A 19,319-nucleotide genomic window follows, 5' to 3' on the forward strand; every position below is an offset into this window, starting at 1 on the left:
TTAAAAAAACCAGCTATCACGCGGACGCAAACGTTTACGTCTCCCGTATAATTTCCGCAAGTATTCTACAAAATATGCGCGCCATCAGGTAGTAGAAATATATTCTTTCGTATTCTCCCATCAATTCCGCAGAAAAACACCAAGCTTAGGACTTCATTAGGTAACAAAATTACAACAAGTTGTAAATTTACAACTTTACACTTTGTAAAGCTTGGATTACGTGTAAAATACCTCATTAGCAAAAATGTAAAATCAGAGATATATTAGCGCCTGATCGCATTTAGCTAAGCCTACATATGTGTGCTTTTGCGTATTTCTTGTTGTTTTTTTACATTCCGCAGTTGAATTGAGCAAATTTGAGGAGTAACAGCGTTGAGTAAGACCATTAAACACACCTGGCAGGAAGATTTAGTCGCTATTTTGGCGGGTACTTTCATTGTTGCTCAAGGCGTTATGTTCCTGAAGCAGGCGGGACTTCTCTCCGGTGGTATTGCAGGTTTAGCACTGTTAGTTAATCAGGTAACAGATTTATCATTCGGCACTCTCTTTTTTGTTCTCAATTTGCCTTTTTACCTGATGGCGTGGAAACGCTTCGGCCGTCAATTTGCTATTCGTAGCCTTATCGCAGGCAGTTTAGTCTCAATCTTTGCAGACATGATAGACAACTTGTTTGTTGTGGACTGGCTATCCCCTGTTTACAGTGCGGTCATTGCTGGCCTGATGATTGGTGTTGGAATGCTGATGGTATTCCGTCATAACGCCAGTCTGGGTGGATTCAATATTTTTGCCCTTTACTGTCAGGATAAATTCGGTCTTCGTGCCGGTAACGTTCAGATGGGCATTGACTGCGCGATTTTGGTGGCTTCATTCTTTGTTGTCAGTCCATTTATCTTGCTATGTTCGGTAGGCAGCGCAGTCATCCTCAATATGCTGCTGACCATGAACCACAAGCCAGAGCGTTATCAAGTGGCACCTGCGAAGTAAAATCAAGTTAGGCTTGACGGGTCAACTGACAACAAAAAAGAGCGCTTGAAGCGCTCTTTTTTTATTTGTCTTTTTTTCACATTCTTCTTCACAGCGAGAGACTAGATGGCGTTTTCATCTTCTTCACCGGTTCGGATGCGAACAATACGCTCAATTTCAGTGACGAAAATCTTACCATCGCCAATTTTACCCGTTTGTGCCGTTTCCATAATGGTTTCAACACATTGGTCAGCGACATCATCCGCAACAACGATTTCCAGTTTTACCTTCGGTAAAAAGTCGACCATGTACTCAGCACCGCGATAAAGCTCAGTATGCCCTTTCTGGCGGCCAAATCCTTTTACTTCAGATACTGTCATACCTGTGATACCCACTTCAGCCAGAGCTTCACGGACATCGTCCAGCTTAAACGGCTTGATGATCGCTTCGATCTTTTTCATGTTTTCTTCCCTAATTAAAACTGGAATGACACCCTTTTACCGGAAATGTCCAATCGATTCATTAGTGTCATTGTAACCGCTGAGAGATAAAAACCCAGCCATGTACTATCTCAAAAAAAGAAAAACCGCTGTCAAAGCAGCGGTTTTCATTAATAAATGCGTATGTTTAGCCGATTTTGACGCGTGCATTACGGAACATGCGCATCCAAGGGCTATCCTCACCCCAGCTATCCGGATGCCATGAGTTCGCCACGGTACGGAACACACGCTCAGGGTGCGGCATCATGATAGTGAAACGGCCATCTGTGGTTGTAAGACCCGTGATACCATTTGGCGAGCCATTCGGGTTCGCTGGATATGTCTCGGTGATCTTGCCGAAGTTATCGCGGTATCTCAGTGCCACAGTGCCTGATTGCTCAAGCGCTGCAAGATGGTCTGTACCTCGAACCTCGACACGTCCCTCACCATGAGAGACAGCGATTGGCATCACTGAGCCAGCCATTCCATCAAGGAACAACGACGGGCTAGACTGTACCTCAACCAAGCTAAAGCGCGCTTCAAAACGCTCTGATTCATTGCGAACGAATCGTGGCCACAGGTCGGCACCCGGGATCAGGTCCCTAAGGTTAGACATCATCTGGCAACCGTTACACACGCCTAATGCAAAGGTGTTATCACGGGTAAAGAAGCGTTCGAATTCATCACGCGCCTGACTGTTGAACAGGATTGACTTCGCCCAGCCTTCACCTGCACCCAGCACGTCACCATACGAGAAACCGCCACACGCTACCAGACCGTGGAAATCTTCCAGCCCGACATTGCCAGCCAGCACATCACTCATATGAACGTCTGTTGCGTCAAAGCCTGCACGATCAAAGGCTGCTGCCATTTCTACGTGTGAGTTAACGCCTTGCTCACGCAAAATCGCCATGTTCGGGCGTGCACCTGTAGCAATGAAAGGCGCAGCAACATCCTGATGAACATCAAAGGTCAGTTCAGCTTGCAGACCTGGGTCTGTAAGGTCGGCTTTCGCATCAAACTCTTGTTGCGCACAAGCCGGGTTGTCGCGCATCGCTTGCATCTGATAAGTCGTTTCTGCCCAAGTGGTTCGAAGTTCAGTGCGATTTTGTTCCAGTACGCGCTCGTCACCGTTCCAGACACGAACAACATCGTCATCACTCAGCGTACCGATAACATGGCTGCAGTGCTCTAGGCCATGAGACGCCAGTGATGAAAGAACTTGGTCTAGATCATCAGATTTGACCTGAATGACCGCACCCAGCTCTTCGTTGAACAAGGCGGCAAGGTTGTCATCGCAATGACCATCGGCAGACAGGGTGTTGATATCTACTTCAATACCTGTGTGACCTGCAAATGCCATTTCCGCCAGTGTCACGTACAAACCGCCATCACCACGGTCATGGTAGGCAAGTAGTTTCTCTTCACGAACAAGGATTTGCATGGCATGGAAGAAACCTTTTAGCAACGCCGGGCTGTCAACGTCTGCAGGTTTGTCACCCAGCTGCTTGTAAACCTGCGCGAGTGCCGTTGCACCCAAGCGATTCTGGCCCTGACCAAGGTCAACCAGAAGTAATGCGGAATCGCCTTTGTCAGTGCGAAGCTGCGGCGTAACCGTCTTGCGAACGTCTTCAACGCGACCGAATGCAGTAATAATTAGAGAAAGTGGCGCGATATTTTCTTTATCTTCACCATTCTCCTGCCAGCGGGTTTTCATCGACATAGAGTCTTTGCCAACTGGGATAGTCAGGTCAAGTTCAGGACACAGCTCTTCACCCACAGCTTTAACCGCTTCATACAAACCTGCATCTTCGCCCGGGTGGCCTGCTGCTGCCATCCAGTTTGCTGACAGTTTGATGCGGTTCAAATCACCGATATCGGCACAGGCAATGTTGGTCAGTGATTCAGCAACAGCCAGTCGCGCAGATGCTGCAAAATCAAGCAGTGCTGCCGGTGTGCGCTCGCCCATCGACATCGCTTCACCGTGGTAGCTGTCATAGCTTGCAGCAGTTACTGCACAGTTAGCAACAGGAACCTGCCATGGGCCGACCATTTGGTCACGAGCAACCAGACCTGTCACTGAGCGGTCACCGATGGTCACGAGAAAGGTTTTCTCCGCGACGGAAGGCAATCTCAGAACACGCTTGGTCGCTTCTTCAATATCAATGCCCGCACGGTCAAGCGCGACACCCTCAACGTTTTTGGTTTCTACATCGCGGTGCATTTTCGGCGGCTTACCAAGGAGAATATCCATTGGCATATCTATAGGTGTGTTGTCGAAGTGGCTATCTTCCAGCGTCAGGTGACGCTCTTCGGTTGCTTCACCTACCACAGCATATGGCGCGCGTTCACGCTTACAGATAGCATCGAAGACATCCATGTTTTCTTGCGCCACCGCCATGACATAACGTTCCTGAGATTCGTTACACCAGATTTCGAGCGGCGACATACCCGGCTCATCATTCGGTACATCACGCAGCTGAAATTTACCGCCACGCTCACCATCATCAACCAGCTCAGGCAGAGCATTAGAGATACCACCCGCGCCCACATCGTGGATAAAGGCAATCGGGTTTTCTTCACCCATCTGCCAGCAGCGGTCAATCACTTCCTGACAACGACGTTCCATTTCAGGGTTTTCACGCTGAACAGAAGCAAAATCCAGATCTTCCGCAGACTGGCCAGATGCCATCGATGATGCAGCGCCTCCACCCAGGCCGATATTCATCGCCGGGCCACCCAGAACAATCAACTTGGCACCAACAGGAATTTCTTTTTTCTTCACGTGCTCGTCACGGATGTTACCCATACCACCAGCAATCATGATTGGCTTGTGGTAACCGCGCACTTCCTCACCGTTGTGTGAGGTGACTTTTTCTTCGTAAGTACGGAAATATCCCAGCAGGTTTGGGCGACCGAATTCGTTGTTGAATGCCGCGCCACCCAGTGGACCTTCCAGCATAATGTCCAGTGCAGTAACAATACGCTCAGGTTTACCGAAGTTGGTTTCCCATGGCTGTTCGAAGCCCGGGATGCGAAGGTTAGAGACCGTAAAGCCAACAAGGCCAGCTTTCGGTTTACCACCAATACCCGTTGCGCCCTCATCACGGATTTCACCGCCTGAGCCTGTCGATGCGCCCGGCCATGGTGAAATCGCCGTTGGGTGGTTGTGTGTTTCCACCTTCATCAGAATGTGTGCATCTTCCTGATGGTAGTTGTACTGACGGGATTCAGGGTCGGGGAAGAAGCGACCGACTTCAGAGCCAGTCATGACGGCAGCATTATCTTTATACGCAGAAAGGACGTGAGAGCTGTTCTTCTCGTAAGTGTTTTTGATCATCTTGAACAGCGATTTACCCTGCTCAACACCATCAATGGTCCAATCGGCATTGAAAATCTTATGACGACAGTGCTCAGAGTTAGCCTGCGCAAACATCATCAGTTCGATATCGTTCGGGTTACGACCTAGCTTGGTAAAGCTTTCCACCAGATAATCAATTTCGTCATCTGCAAGAGCAAGGCCAAGCTCGGTGTTCGCGACAACCAACGCCTCACGACCGCCTTCGAGAACATCCACCGGTGTCAGAGGTGCCGGCGTTGCTTCGGTAAACAGTACGCTTGCATCTTCAAGATCAGCAAACACACTTTCCATCATGCGGTCATGAATAAGACCTTTCAGTGCGTGATCCTGCTCAGCATTTAGCGTATCAGTCAGGGTAATGTAGTATGCTGTGCCGCGCTCCAAACGCTTAATCTGAGACAGGCCACAGTTAATGGCTATGTCTGTCGCCTTTGAAGACCATGGAGAGATAGTACCCGGGCGAGGTGTAACCAGATAGAATAAACCTGATTGCTCATGTTCTTCGATTGTTGGACCATAAGTGAGTAGCTGAGACAGTTTACTGTGCTCTTCATCATTTAACGCAGAAGCCAGATCAGCAAAATGGACGTATTCTGCATATATACCAGAAACAGGCAGACCGAGCTCCCGGCAGCTTTCCATCAGCTTATTTACTCGGAATTCGGACAGAGCGGGGGAACCACGCAAAATTTCCATGTGCGTACATCTCTCGTTAGCGGTTGATCAAAGGAATATTGGCCTGACCACCTGATTGCGGGCTGCCCGTAGCAGATCAGGTCACGTCAATACTTCTTTTTTTGCCGCCTTCGCACCATTCGGGCGCCATTATAGGGTAAAAGTCCAATTGAGGTAACACCTGACGCAACCGTTTGCGCGTTTTTTTTATCTTGCTGTAAAAATGCGGGTCTGGTCATTGTAACGCACAGAAGCCGTAGGTGAACTTTCCGCGGCACAGTTGCTCTGGTATAAATGGAGAAAATAGAGAGAAGTGGGCTTTTTTTTGAACATCAGATCTGTCACTCAAATTTTTCATACACTTATCATTACCTCACTGGTTTTGCTAGTTGCAGGGTGTGAGTGGGACTATGACGACCGCACCCAATTGGAAAAAATTCGCGATCGCGGTGTACTTCGTGTTGGCACTCTGAACAATCAACTCTCTTACTATATTGACCGTGACGGCCCTACAGGCCTTGATTTCGAACTCGCACAGCGCTTTGCAGACAGTCTTGGACTGAAGCTCGAAATGCAGCCCGCCTACACCCTATCAGGATTATTTCCGGCACTTGAACGCGGCGATGTTGACATTATCGCCGCTGGTTTGACCGTGACCAAAGACAGAATGAATACGTTCAGACCCGGCCCGTCCTACTACTCAGTCAGTCAGCAACTGGTGTATAAAAACGGTCATTGGCACCCCAAAAAAGTCAAAGATCTCATCAGGGAAGACTCAAATATCGTCGTTGTCGACAGCTCAAGCCATGAGCTAACACTCCAGACGTTGAAAGGCGAATATCCTGATCTGAAATGGGACAGCGTGGCAGACACGGACGATGATGAGCTTCTGAAGAAAATAGCTTCCGGTGAAATCGACTTTACGATAGCAGATTCTGTCGACATCGCATTAATCCAGCGCACGCACCCGAATATCGCCGTAGCACTTGAACTCTCAGAAGATGAACCCATTGCATGGTTTATGAAAAAGCAGGCTGACGATAGCCTCTATGCACTGATGATTGAGTTTTTCGGAAAAATCAAAAAAAGCGGTGAGCTTGCCCGACTTGAAGAGAAATACTTTGGTCACGTTAACAACTTCGACTTTGTCGATACCCGAGCATTTTTACGCGCTATCGAGAAGAAGCTGCCAAAATGGGAGCCTCTTTTCAAAAAATATTCGGGTGAGTTTGACTGGCGATTACTTGCTGCCCTTGCGTATCAAGAGTCTCACTGGAACCCCCGCGCCGTCTCTCCAACAGGTGTGAGAGGATGATGATGTTAACTAAGCCGACGGCAAAAGATGTTGGCGTTAAGAATCGACTCGATCCTGAGCAGAGTATTCGCGGTGGCTCTGCATACCTTGGCAAGATGATGCGACGAATACCCGACAGCGTGAACGAAAACGAACGCATTTGGTTCGCTCTCGCCTCGTACAACGTGGGTTTTGGTCACTTAATGGATGCCAGAAGACTCACCACCAGCCAAGGTGGTGATCCTAATTCATGGCGTGATGTGAAAAAGCGCCTGCCAATGCTCGCCGAACGTAAGTATTACACCAAGACGCGTTACGGATTCGCACGTGGTTATGAAACCCTCAGCTATGTTGAGAATATTCGACGTTACTATCAGAGTATCAGCGGTTACGAGCAATCTAAGCTCGCTGAAGCAGGTCAGCCTGTTTCGAGTGGCGACTTGGATGGATTGAAGACAATTAACGTACCGACGACTGATATCGTGACCAAAACTGACTCTGATGATGCGAAACCTGTCATACCAGCCAGTAAACCGAAAGAAGAGAAAGTGGCAGCGACAAAACCGGTGAAAACGCCCACGCCAGCAGCAGGTAAGGTGAAAGAAAAAACAAATGACGTCAAGACCAAGAACGTCAATGCTAGCAGCACCAAGAAAGAAACCAAAAAAGAGCCAGCCAAAGTTCAGTCGCCTTCATCAGCTAAAAAGCAGACTGAAAAGGCTCAAGACAGCGAGAAAAAGTCAAATGATGAAACTATAACACCGCCTAAAGAAGCAGAATCAACCGCTCCAAGCAAAGCAGACAACAAGCAAACAGACACGATAAAGAAAGAAGAGAAGGAAAAGAGCAGCCAAAAACCAACGGCAAGACAAGCAACAGGAAATAACAGTACCTATAAGAATGCACCGTCGAAATCGCCATTAATTAATAATAAAAAGGTGGAAGAATCCACACCGCCGATTCCTGGCAAGTAATTATCTGCTCAATGTCATCATTCAGTCATACGAAGACGTTATCAATATGACGTATTATTAAAACCACGATGGGGCTAAGTTGGCCCCGCTTGTCAGAATGGAATTTGAAATATGTTTTCACAAAGAAGCAAGTCAAGATCCAGCTTTAACCGCAGTTCAATGATGGCGGCTAATCGCCGTAAAAGAATGCGTGCAAACATGCACAAAAAGGTACTCTGGCGTCAACGTACGTTCTCACTTCGAGAATTCGCAATGCTGGAAGATAATCACTAACAACTATTGGGCAGGCCCATCAGAATCATTGATACCGTTTCGCGCCTGCCTTTCGGCCTTTTTCTCCGCTCGACGACGTTTAAAAAAGGCTTGTAACTGAGCGCGGCATTCTTCTTCTAACAATCCACCTTTTATTTCAACACAGTGATTCACGCCCTCGTAGCTGAGCAAGTTCATTACACTGCCTGCAGCGCCTGTTTTTGGGTCGGGCGCACCGAAGAAAACTTTACCAATTCGGCTATGTACCATTGCACTTGCACACATGGGGCAAGGCTCAAGAGTGACGTATAACTCAGCATCAAGCAGTCGGTAATTTTCTAAAACCTTACCGCCTTGGCGCAATGCCATCATTTCGGCATGCGCGGTGGCATCATGCTGACCGATAAGACGGTTCCAGCCCTCACCTATGACACGGCCTTCATGCACAAGTACTGCACCGACAGGCACTTCGCCTTCAGCTTCCGCTTTTTCAGCCAGCGTCATCGCCCTTCGCATAAAGATTTCTTGTTGGTGCACGTCAGTCACTTAGATTACCTACTAAATTGAAACGGCGGGGAGTATATCACTTTCTAACTGATTTAATCGTTGAGCAAAAAAATCCACCAGCGTCCTTACCCTTCTCGGTTGAAGGCGGCGATGCGGAAACAACGCCCATATTCCCTCTTCATCGTCCTGATAAGAGTGTAATACCTGCACTAATTCCCCCGCTCTCAACGCATGGTTAACGTAATAATCGGGTAGCTGAATGATCCCTATCCCCTTCTTCGCTGCATTACAGAGTGCAGGCCCACTGTTACAGCGGAGCTACCGGAAACACGGACATTTCGTTCTGTGCCATTTTCCCGGAAGCGCCAATACTCACGATAGCCGCAAAGGCAATTGTGATGTTCCAACTCTGAAAGGGTATGCGGTGTGCCGCGTTCGGTCAGATAAATAGGCGATGCACAGGCAATCATTTTCCTTGTCGCTAATTTTTTGGCAATTAACGACGAATCCGCAAGGCGTCCGAGCCTAACAGCCAAATCACATCCGGTCTCAACCAAATCAAGTGGCTTATCGGATAACACCACTTCAACGTTCACATCCTGATACTGAGCCATAAACTCAATGACTAACGGCATAATGACTTGCTCTCCGTAGGTCACAGGTGCAGTCAGTTTTATCGTCCCTTTCGGCATTTCGCGAAGATCAGTCAGCGCGGTTTCGGCGTCTTTCAACCCCTCAACCAGCACACGGCAATGTTGATAGTAGACTTTTCCCTCCGCGGTTAACGACACACTGCGTGTTGTTCGGAGAAAGAGCCTTGCCCCAAGACGTTCTTCCAGAATACTGATTTGCCTGCTGACATGTGCCGTTGAAGCACTGACCCGCTCAGATGCTTTGGTAAAACTGCCCGTTTCTGCCACAGCTACAAATTCATTAATGCCTTGCCACGTAACCATTATTACCTCTAGGTAAAAGTGAATTGCAAATATAGAGGATTATCACTTCATATGAAATAAATATACTAAAAACCAGACGACAACTGGCTAGATAATCTGTGTCAAAAACAGAACAAAGCAGGGGTTATTTTTCAGCTAGGGTGACAGTGAGCACCCACACAATAACAGCGAGACGAACATCATGACAGAACAGTTCATTAAGTCCAAAGCTGCAATCGCTTGGGAAGCAGGCAAGCCGCTAAGCATCGAAGAAGTCGATGTGATGTTGCCAAAAGCAGGGGAAGTATTGGTAAGAATTATCGCAACGGGTGTATGCCATACCGATGCATTTACCCTTTCAGGTGATGATCCTGAAGGAATTTTCCCAGCAATACTTGGTCACGAAGGCGGCGGTATCGTTGAGCAGGTCGGTGAAGGTGTCACCAGCGTTGCCGTTGGCGATCACGTTATTCCTCTATACACGCCGGAATGTGGCACGTGTAAATTCTGTACATCAGGAAAAACCAATCTCTGCCAACGCATACGTGAAACTCAAGGTAAAGGTTTGATGCCTGATGGTACAACCCGTTTTTACAAAGACGGCCAGCCTATTTACCACTACATGGGTTGTTCTACCTTCTCTGAGTACACTGTACTGCCAGAAATTTCTCTGGCCAAAGTGAACAAAGATGCTCCGCTTGAAGAGGTGTGTCTCCTAGGCTGCGGTGTGACCACGGGCATGGGTGCTGTTCTTAAAACGGCCAAAGTACAAAAAGGCGATACCGTTGCGGTATTCGGTCTTGGCGGTATTGGTCTCTCCGCTATCATTGGTGCCACCATGGCAGGCGCAAGCCGCATCATCGGTATTGACCTTAATGAAAGTAAGTTCGAACTGGCGACAAAGCTTGGCGCCACAGACTGCATTAATCCGAAAAACTTCGATAAGCCGATTCAGGACGTCATTGTTGAAATGACAGATGGCGGCGTAGACTTCTCGTTCGAATGTATCGGTAACGTCAATGTGATGCGTTCGGCACTCGAATGCTGCCACAAAGGCTGGGGAGAATCTGTCATCATCGGTGTTGCTGGCGCTGGACAAGAAATATCAACCCGTCCATTCCAGTTGGTAACGGGTCGTGTGTGGCGTGGCTCTGCGTTCGGTGGCGTAAAAGGTCGCTCAGAACTGCCTGAAATTGTAGAGCGTTACATGGCAGGAGAGTTTAAGCTCGATGACTTCATCACTCATACCATGGGTCTGGACAAGGTCAACGAAGCCTTCGACCTGATGCATGAGGGCAAGAGTATCCGTTCTGTGATCCACTACAATAAATAAACCATAGATATCCGGCGGGAGCAGCCGCTTCCGCCAGACACGAGAAAAAAGTTATGAGTTTAGAAAGAATCAGCAGTAACCGTAGCTTTGGCGGTTGGCATAAGCAGTACGTTCACACATCTCGTACCCTCCACTGTGACATGCGCTTTGCTATATACCTCCCACCGCAAGCCTCTGAAACCAACAAAGTACCCGTCCTTTATTACCTCTCTGGTCTCACTTGCACCGACGAAAATGTGATGCAAAAAGGTGGCGCGCAGCGTCTTGCTGCAGAGCTGGGCATTGCCATTGTCGCGCCGGATACCAGCCCACGTGGTGACAGTATTCCAGATGATCCTGAGGGAGCGTATGATTTTGGTATCGGCGCAGGGTTTTATCTCAATGCGACAGAAGCGCCATGGAACCGCTTCTACCATATGTACGACTATGTCGTAAAAGAGCTTCCAGTTGTTATTGAAGCACACTTCCCGGTCAGTCACGTGAAGGCGATTACTGGGCACAGTATGGGCGGCCACGGAGCCTTGACTATTGCACTTAAAAATCCGGAAGCCTACACATCCGCATCCGCTTTCGCGCCCATTGTGAACCCAATTAATGTTCCTTGGGGACAGAAAGCTTTTGCCAATTACCTTGGCGAAGACAAAGAAAGTTGGAAAGAATATGATAGCTGCGAGCTGATCAAACAAGCCAAACAACATGTGCCCATGCTTATCGATCAGGGGGATGCTGATTCATTCCTTGAAGAGCAGTTAAAACCTGAGCTTTTGCAAGCAGCCGCAGAAGAAGCTAGCTATCCGGTCGACTTGAGAATACAACCGGGATATGACCATAGTTATTACTTCATCTCCAGCTTTATTGATGACCATATTAGGTTCCATGCTAAACACCTACTGGCCTGATAGAAAAGTTACTTCAATAACAGCATTGATCACAAAAAAGCGGCCTTACAACGGCAGCTTTTTTTGTTGAGTGAAACGCTAGTCTTTCCAGACAGGCACCATAGAGCGCCACACGCCATCTTTCAGTAAGCGATGATAAATTGCAGCCGCAATGTGGATGGCGACTAACAAATACGCCGATGTTACTGATACTTCATGAATTGCTACCACACCTTGGATAAGAAGCCCCTCTTTCAATCCCTGTGAAAACAGAACACCAATACCCATTCCACTTATTGCGATCAAAGTAAGGCTTGCATACATACCATAGTGGAGGCCTTGAGCAGCCAGTTGTTGCCAGTGAGGAGTATCTTCCGGTAAAGAAGATATTTGGGTTTTCTTCATATAAACAAAACGGACTACAAGCAACACAAAGAATAGCGCAGCAAATACCATTTCAAACACCAGCAGCGCTCGGTCTTCCAACTGACTGAGGTTATCTACCTGCTTTATCACGCCATACAAAAACAAGGCAACAAATCCCCAGTGCAGGCACTTAGCAAAGGGACTATAGTTTTTATTATTTTTACTCTCCTCGGCCTTCGACATCGTCATTCCTTTTCATGGTTATCAGTATGAATCAGTAAATAGCGGTTAGGTGATTGGATTTAACGTAACAAAACGCGTTAAGTCTTCACTCTCTTAACTCTTTATTACTGCTGATTTCAGCTGATTCTTCAACGCACGAAACGTCTCATAAGTAAGAGCGCACAGCTCATCCACCTTCTAGTAGAAAGAACTAAGGTCTGATGATTTCAAATACCAAAAATCTTTAATTCATGGCAAAAGGGTAAGAGAGTGAAACAAAAAAGCCGGACAGTTAACTGCCCGGCTATAGCGTTCTTTATTTTGATGAAGTTATTGGCCCTTATCATAAAGAACCAATGCAACTTCAGATAACCTTATTCCCACTCAATCGTTGCAGGTGGCTTGCCTGAAATATCGTAAACCACACGGCTGATACCATCGATTTCATTGATGATACGGTTAGAGACCTTACCAAGGAAGTCGTATGGCAGGTGCGCCCAGTGCGCAGTCATGAAGTCGATAGTTTCAACAGCTCGCAGTGAAACAACCCAGTCATATTTACGGCCGTCACCCATCACGCCTACAGAGCGAACAGGAAGGAAGACGGTAAACGCCTGAGAGACTTTGTTGTAAAGGTCAGCATTGTGAAGCTCTTCGATGAAAATAGCATCAGCACGACGAAGCAGGTCACAATAGTCTTTTTTCACTTCACCTAGAACACGCACGCCCAGACCAGGACCAGGGAATGGGTGACGGTAAAGCATGTTATAAGGCAGACCTAACTCAAGGCCAATCTTACGTACTTCATCTTTAAACAGCTCTTTGAGTGGCTCAACGAGTCCCATTTCCATATCGTCTGGCAGACCGCCAACATTATGGTGAGATTTAATCACATGCGCCTTACCGGTTTTTGACGCTGCCGATTCGATCACATCAGGATAGATGGTGCCCTGCGCCAGCCACTTTGCATTTTTCAGCTTCTTCGACTCTTCATCAAAGACGTCAACAAAAACATGACCAATTTTTTTACGCTTGGCTTCTGGGTCTGAAATACCTTCCAGCGCAGACAAGAATCGCTGCTCTGCGTCGACGTGAATGATGTTAAGACCAAAGTGGTCACCAAACATGTCCATGACTTGCTCAGCTTCATTGAGGCGTAATAGACCGTTATCGACGAATACACAGGTCAGACGGTCGCCAATCGCGCGGTTAATGAGCATCGCAACAACCGATGAATCAACACCACCGGACAAACCGAGGATCACCTCATCGTCACCCACTTGCTCTTTGATACGCTCAACCGCGTTTTCAATGATTGACGCAGAGGTCCAAAGCTTCTCACAGCCACAGATATCAATGACGAAACGCTCCAGCATACGCAGGCCTTGGCGTGTATGCGTCACTTCTGGGTGGAATTGTACGCCATAGAAACGCTTCTCATCATTTGCCATCGCAGCGAACGGACAGGTATCCGTTGACGCCACTGTGTGGAAGTCAGATGGGATTTCAACCACTTTGTCGCCATGGCTCATCCAGACATCCAGCAAAGCCTTGCCATCATCGGTCAGTGCATCTTCGATGCCTTCAAACAGACTACCCGGCTTATGAACAGTGACCTGCGCATAACCAAACTCACGCTCATCAGAGTCTGATACTTTTCCGCCCAGCTGCTCTGACATCGTTTGCATGCCATAGCAAACACCCAAGACAGGTACACCCGCTGTGAAAACATATTCTGGCGCACGTGGCGAGTTATCTTCAGTTACACTTTCAGGGCCGCCCGAGAGAATAATACCGTTGGGATTAAAGTCGCGGATATCCTGCTCATCAACATCCCAGCTCCAGAGTTCACAATAAACACCAATTTCTCGAATACGACGTGCAATAAGTTGCGTGTACTGGGAGCCAAAATCGAGGATTAGAATTCGTTGATCGTGAATATTTTTGGTCATTTCTGCGGTTCTCAATGTAAGAATTGATAAAGAGGCGCAGTCGCTGCGCCCCTTGAAATAAGGTGTCAGGCTGGTGTTTATTGACCTAGACGGTAGTTAGGCGCTTCTTTGGTGATGGTCACATCATGAGCGTGAGATTCACTCATGCCAGCACCTGTGATACGTACAAACTGCGCTTTGGTACGAAGGTCTTCAATTGTCGCCGAGCCAGTCAGGCCCATACATGAGCGTAAACCGCCCATTTGTTGGTGAACAATCTCTTTCAGACGGCCTTTGTAAGCAACGCGGCCTTCGATACCTTCTGGCACCAACTTGTCAGCAGCGTTATCACTCTGGAAGTAACGGTCAGAAGAGCCTTTTGACATTGCACCCAGTGAACCCATGCCACGGTATGATTTGTATGCGCGGCCTTGATACAGCTCAACTTCGCCCGGAGATTCTTCCGTACCAGCAAACATTGACCCAACCATCACGCATGATGCGCCAGCAGCAATGGCTTTTGCCATGTCACCTGAGAAGCGAATACCACCATCAGCAATAACTGGAATATCGTATTCGTTAGCAACTGCAGCTGCATCAGAAATAGCAGTGATTTGCGGGACACCCACGCCAGTAACGATACGGGTTGTACAAATTGAGCCGGGGCCAATACCGACTTTAACCGCATCAACACCTGCTTCAATCAGCGCACGGGCACCTTCAGCCGTTGCCACGTTACCACCGATGATCTGCAGGTCAGGGAAGGCCTCACGGGTCTCGCGTAGACGTTGCAGAACACCTTCTGAATGACCATGAGATGAATCGACAAGCAGGACATCAACACCTGCTTCAACCAAGGCTTTTACACGCTCCTCGTTACCTGCACCCGCACCAATCGCAGCACCGACACGCAGACGACCTAGTTCGTCTTTACACGCGTTCGGCTTGCGCTCTGCTTTCTGGAAATCTTTCGCAGTAATCATACCGCTAAGGTGATGGTCAGAATTTACAACAAGGATCTTTTCAACACGGTGCTTTTGCATCAGTTGTTGTACTTCTGCATGGCTTGCGCCTTCCTGAACCGTTGCCAGACGATCTTTCGACGTCATCACTTCTTCAACTGACTTGTTCAAGTCTGTTTCAAATCGCACGTCGCGACCGGTAATAATGCCCACCAGCTCGTTCGCTGATGTCACCACAGGGAAACCTGCAAAACCATGCTTTTCAGTCAGTGCCTTTACATCGTGAATTGTCTGGTCAGGTGTCACTGTAACCGGGTTTGAAACAACGCCCGCTTCGAAAATTTTAACCAGTCGAACTTGTTCAGCCTGTTGCTCGATTGACATGTTTTTATGGATAAAGCCAATACCACCCTCTTGCGCCAGTGCGATCGCAAGTCGTGCTTCTGTCACTGTATCCATAGAGGCAGACAGCATCGGAATATTGAGCGTGATATTTTTCGTAAGACGAGTGCGTAGCTCGGCAGTGTTCGGCAAAACAGTAGAGTGTGCAGGGACGAGCAGAACGTCGTCAAAGGTCAGAGCTTCTTTAGCTATACGTAACATCGCAATATCTCACGCCAATAAGTTGTTTGAGGAGTCTAAAATATTGCCGCCGCATTATACTCATGGCGCAAACGTTTGGCTATACATTTTTACGAAAACGTTTGGCATAAAAAATTCAGCTAAGTAACATGCATCTATCATACAGCAAATTTCGGTTTTTAGCCTCGTGAATACTGACAGTAACAGCCGCATATATACGGTTTCTCACCTCAATGCAGAAGTGCGCAGAGTCCTGGAAAATGAAATGGGTATTGTGTGGCTGGTTGGTGAAATCTCCAATCTGACCGTTCCCACTTCAGGTCACTGGTACTTCACTTTGAAGGATAGTCAGGCACAGGTTAAGTGTGCAATGTTTCGAGGGAATAACCGCCGTGTGACATTCAAGCCCGCCAACGGTAATCAGGTATTGGTGAGAGCCAGACTCTCGCTGTACGAGCCGCGGGGCGACTATCAGCTAATCATTGAAAGCATGCAACCGGAAGGTGAAGGCCTGCTTAAGCAGATGTTTGAGAAGCTGAAAATGCAACTTTCCGCCGAAGGGCTTTTTGCTTCCAGCCAAAAGCGCACATTACCTGAACAGCCGAAACGTGTGGGTATCATTACCTCTAAAACAGGTGCTGCACTACACGATATACTCAACGTGCTTAAGCGGCGCGACCCTTCATTGCCCGTGGTGATTTACCCAACACTCGTTCAAGGTGATGGAGCCGCTATTGAAATTGCGCAGGCCATAGGACGCGCGAATTCCCGTGATGAATGTGATGTACTTATTGTGGGGCGCGGTGGTGGCTCAATGGAGGACTTATGGTGCTTCAATGAGGAAATCGTCGCCAGAACCATTGCTGCCAGCCAAATACCTATTGTCAGTGCCGTCGGGCACGAAGTGGACGTCACCATTGCTGATTTTGTTGCTGATGTCAGAGCGCCTACCCCATCTGCAGCCGCAGAACTGGTCAGCCGTGACACCAGTTTACGGCAACAGCAAATCCAACAACGGATTGCCTCCCTCGGTAACCAAATAGAACGTTTTCTGGATGGACAGGCTCGTTCACTCACCAGACTATTCCATGTATTGGCATTGCAAGACCCGAAGAAACAAATTGAACGCCAGCAGCAACAGATTGATGCGCTGTCACTGAGAATGAACATTGCCATGCAATCGAAAGTACAACGCGTTAGCCAGACACTGGATAATCTCCAGCAGCAATTGCAACGCCACTCTCCGATTCACGGCATACAGAGACAACAGCGAGAGCTGATTTTCTTTCAGCAGCGTCTGAAAGATGCGATGGAAAAGAACCTCACGGCCCACCGCCATGCAATCCAGCTGAAAATGGAAACCTTGGATGCTGTGAGCCCACTGGCAACGCTGACCAGAGGTTTCTCTGTTACACAATCAGAAAACAGCAAAGTCATTCGTTCAGTCTCAGAGGTATCGGAAGGACAAACCGTGGTTTCTGTCTTGCCAGATGGAAAATTCAAATCCAAAGTGCTGTAACTTTACCAGGCGCTGACGCAGTGTTTCAAAGTATTTCTTTTTCTGATTTCACCAATACTGCCATTCCATAGTCCGCTTAACGTTATCAACTGACACGGTTGATAACGTTCTTATCTATCCAGTCTTCAGCAGGAAAAAATGTGACAAGCATTAATAGGATCATCGATGGATCGTGCGATCCGAGCTGTTATTGGCTAATGATCAGCGATCTACCCTAAAAAGAATATTTATCAATACATATCCCGAAAGCATAAGTTACATATTCTGCATTTGGATTTTTAAAAGGATTAAAATCTATTTATTACAACTTAAAATAATAATGGAAGATTTTTGTAAATTGAAATGACACTTAGTGTGCGGAAAATTTCAACAACTTACGGAGTCTGATAATCGACATAAAACCAGATCTTTCGATTTCACCAATAGAGTGACCTTCATCACTTAAATCTGGTTTTCTGACTTGTCGATCATCAAAAAACTGTTCTAAAAAGATGTTTGCGCGAGATAAAAACAAAAAACCCGGCGTTAAGAGCCGGGTCTGAGATGCTGAATTATTTTTTTCGGTTCTTGACCATGTCCATCATACGCTTGCGCTGACGGGTCTGAGATACCGTTAATTTCTCTTTCTTATTCTCAAACGGGTTATCACTGCTCTGGAACTGGATACGAATCGGCGTACCTATGATTTCCAGAGATTTCCGGAAGTAGTTCATCAGATAGCGCTTGTAAGAGTCAGGTAGCTCTTTCACCATATTGCCATGAACAACCACGATGGGTGGGTTGTATCCACCCGCGTGAGCATATTTGAGCTTCACACGCCGCCCACGAATCATTGGAGGCTGATGGTCATCCTGCGCCATTTTCATGATGCGTGTAAGCATTGACGTACCGACACGCTGAGTAGCAGATTTGTAGGCTTCCTGAATAGACTCAAACAGGTGACCAACACCAGTACCGTGCAGCGCCGAAATGAAGTGAATACGGGCAAAGTCAACGAAACCAAGACGACGGTCGAGTTCAGACTTCACACGATCTTTCACTTCGCTGTCTAGACCATCCCACTTGTTAACCACAATGACAATCGAACGACCCGCATTGAGCGCAAAGCCAAGAAGGCTCAAGTCTTGGTCCGAGATGTTCTCTCGGGCATCAATGACCAAAAGCACGACGTTAGAGTCTTCAATGGCTTTCAGAGTCTGGATGACAGAGAACTTTTCGACTTTATCACTGACACGTTTACGACGACGTACACCCGCTGTATCAATGATCACATACTCACGGCCATCACGCTCCATAGGGATATAGATAGAGTCACGTGTGGTACCCGGCATATCGTAAACTACAACACGGTCTTCACCGAGAATACGGTTTGTTAACGTAGACTTACCGACATTTGGACGACCGATGATACCGAACTTAATAGGTTGGTTCTGCAAACGAAGTAATGCATCTTCAGCCTGCTCTTCCGTCAGTGCCTCTTCATCAATATCCACATCGTGCTCTGAAGTAAGATCAATCAGGCCTTCTTCATCACTGTCGTCTTCTGCCATTTCATCGGCAATAGGCTTCAATGCACGATCAATAAGTGCAGCAACACCACGGCCATGAGCCGCAGCAATCTGGAACATGTTGTCCATACCCAGTTGCCAGAATTCCGCACTGGCCGCATCAGGGTCGATACCGTCAACTTTGTTAACAACCAAGAATGTGGTCTTTTCGCGCGAGCGAAGGTGCTGTGCAATCGCTTCATCAGAAACGGTCAAACCCGAACGCCCATCAACCATAAACAGGACAACATCAGCCTCTTCAATCGCAGCCAGCGATTGTTCAGCCATCTTGGTTTCGACACCTTCTTCGGTACCATCAATACCGCCGGTGTCGATAACGATAAATTCGTGCTCACCCTGTTGGGCTTTTCCGTATTTACGATCCCTTGTTAATCCCGGAAAATCGGCGACCAACGCATCACGGGTACGTGTCAGTCGGTTGAAGAGTGTCGATTTCCCAACATTCGGACGCCCTACCAGGGCAACTACAGGAATCATAATGACCTCTAAATTCTTAACTACTTATGAATAACATCGGC

The 19,319-nt window shown here is 47.6% G+C and carries 12 protein-coding genes and 2 pseudogenes; 6 read left to right on the forward strand and 8 right to left on the reverse strand.

Going from position 1 to position 19,319, the window contains the following annotated elements:
* Window positions 1-372: 372 nt before the first annotated feature.
* Window positions 373-984 carry a YitT family protein gene (locus CS022_RS11355; protein WP_129122373.1) on the forward strand — a complete coding sequence of 204 codons (612 nt, stop codon included), beginning with the start codon at window positions 373-375 and terminating at the stop codon, window positions 982-984.
* Window positions 985-1,085: 101 nt separating this feature from the next.
* Here CS022_RS11355 and glnB read toward each other — a convergent pair whose 3' ends face one another.
* Together glnB and purL are read right to left on the reverse strand one after the other, a co-directional pair.
* The gene (glnB, locus tag CS022_RS11360) at window positions 1,086-1,424 is read right to left on the reverse strand and encodes a nitrogen regulatory protein P-II (RefSeq protein WP_129122374.1); all 339 of its coding nucleotides are present in this window, start codon (window positions 1,422-1,424) and stop codon (window positions 1,086-1,088) included.
* Window positions 1,425-1,590: 166 nt separating this feature from the next.
* Window positions 1,591-5,499 carry a phosphoribosylformylglycinamidine synthase gene (gene purL / locus CS022_RS11365; RefSeq protein ID WP_129122375.1) on the reverse strand — a complete coding sequence of 1,303 codons (3,909 nt, stop codon included), beginning with the start codon at window positions 5,497-5,499 and terminating at the stop codon, window positions 1,591-1,593.
* A gap of 328 nt (window positions 5,500-5,827) precedes the next feature.
* On the opposite strand from purL, the pseudogene mltF reads away from it, so the two are divergent.
* Both mltF and CS022_RS25330 read left to right on the forward strand, forming a co-directional pair.
* Window positions 5,828-7,239 (forward strand): annotated as a pseudogene (gene mltF / locus CS022_RS11370) (membrane-bound lytic murein transglycosylase MltF); the annotation flags it as partial.
* Window positions 7,240-7,857: 618 nt separating this feature from the next.
* On the forward strand, window positions 7,858-8,019 hold the full coding sequence (locus CS022_RS25330) for a hypothetical protein (RefSeq protein ID WP_201746262.1): 162 nt from the start codon (window positions 7,858-7,860) through the stop codon (window positions 8,017-8,019).
* Between the two features lie 3 nt (window positions 8,020-8,022).
* Here CS022_RS25330 and tadA read toward each other — a convergent pair whose 3' ends face one another.
* Together tadA and CS022_RS11380 are read right to left on the reverse strand one after the other, a co-directional pair.
* The gene (tadA, locus tag CS022_RS11375; RefSeq protein WP_129122376.1) at window positions 8,023-8,544 is read right to left on the reverse strand and encodes a tRNA adenosine(34) deaminase TadA; all 522 of its coding nucleotides are present in this window, start codon (window positions 8,542-8,544) and stop codon (window positions 8,023-8,025) included.
* 12 nt (window positions 8,545-8,556) lie between these two features.
* A pseudogene (locus CS022_RS11380) lies at window positions 8,557-9,461 on the reverse strand (LysR substrate-binding domain-containing protein).
* Window positions 9,462-9,642: 181 nt separating this feature from the next.
* On the opposite strand from CS022_RS11380, the gene CS022_RS11385 reads away from it, so the two are divergent.
* The gene (locus CS022_RS11385) at window positions 9,643-10,773 is read left to right on the forward strand and encodes an S-(hydroxymethyl)glutathione dehydrogenase/class III alcohol dehydrogenase (RefSeq protein WP_129122377.1); all 1,131 of its coding nucleotides are present in this window, start codon (window positions 9,643-9,645) and stop codon (window positions 10,771-10,773) included.
* Window positions 10,774-10,826: 53 nt separating this feature from the next.
* Complete coding sequence (gene fghA, locus CS022_RS11390) at window positions 10,827-11,672, forward strand: S-formylglutathione hydrolase (RefSeq protein ID WP_129122378.1); 846 nt, start codon at window positions 10,827-10,829, stop codon at window positions 11,670-11,672.
* Window positions 11,673-11,750: 78 nt separating this feature from the next.
* On the opposite strand, the gene CS022_RS11395 is transcribed toward fghA, so the two are convergent.
* The 3 genes from CS022_RS11395 to guaB all read right to left on the reverse strand — a co-directional run bounded on the left by CS022_RS11395 (window position 11,751) and on the right by guaB (window position 15,735).
* On the reverse strand, window positions 11,751-12,260 hold the full coding sequence (locus CS022_RS11395; RefSeq protein ID WP_129122379.1) for a cytochrome b: 510 nt from the start codon (window positions 12,258-12,260) through the stop codon (window positions 11,751-11,753).
* 353 nt (window positions 12,261-12,613) lie between these two features.
* The gene (gene guaA / locus CS022_RS11400) at window positions 12,614-14,191 is read right to left on the reverse strand and encodes a glutamine-hydrolyzing GMP synthase (RefSeq protein ID WP_129122380.1); all 1,578 of its coding nucleotides are present in this window, start codon (window positions 14,189-14,191) and stop codon (window positions 12,614-12,616) included.
* Window positions 14,192-14,268: 77 nt separating this feature from the next.
* A complete protein-coding gene (gene guaB / locus CS022_RS11405) occupies window positions 14,269-15,735 on the reverse strand; it encodes an IMP dehydrogenase (protein WP_129122381.1) in 1,467 nt (488 codons plus the stop codon).
* A gap of 166 nt (window positions 15,736-15,901) precedes the next feature.
* On the opposite strand from guaB, the gene xseA reads away from it, so the two are divergent.
* On the forward strand, window positions 15,902-17,233 hold the full coding sequence (gene xseA / locus CS022_RS11410) for an exodeoxyribonuclease VII large subunit (RefSeq protein WP_129122382.1): 1,332 nt from the start codon (window positions 15,902-15,904) through the stop codon (window positions 17,231-17,233).
* 551 nt (window positions 17,234-17,784) lie between these two features.
* On the opposite strand, the gene der is transcribed toward xseA, so the two are convergent.
* Complete coding sequence (gene der / locus CS022_RS11415; RefSeq protein ID WP_129122383.1) at window positions 17,785-19,278, reverse strand: ribosome biogenesis GTPase Der; 1,494 nt, start codon at window positions 19,276-19,278, stop codon at window positions 17,785-17,787.
* Window positions 19,279-19,319 lie beyond the last annotated feature (41 nt).

This window comes from Veronia nyctiphanis, assembly GCF_004116385.1.
In the GTDB taxonomy this organism is placed as follows: Bacteria; Pseudomonadota; Gammaproteobacteria; order Enterobacterales; family Vibrionaceae; genus Veronia; species Veronia nyctiphanis.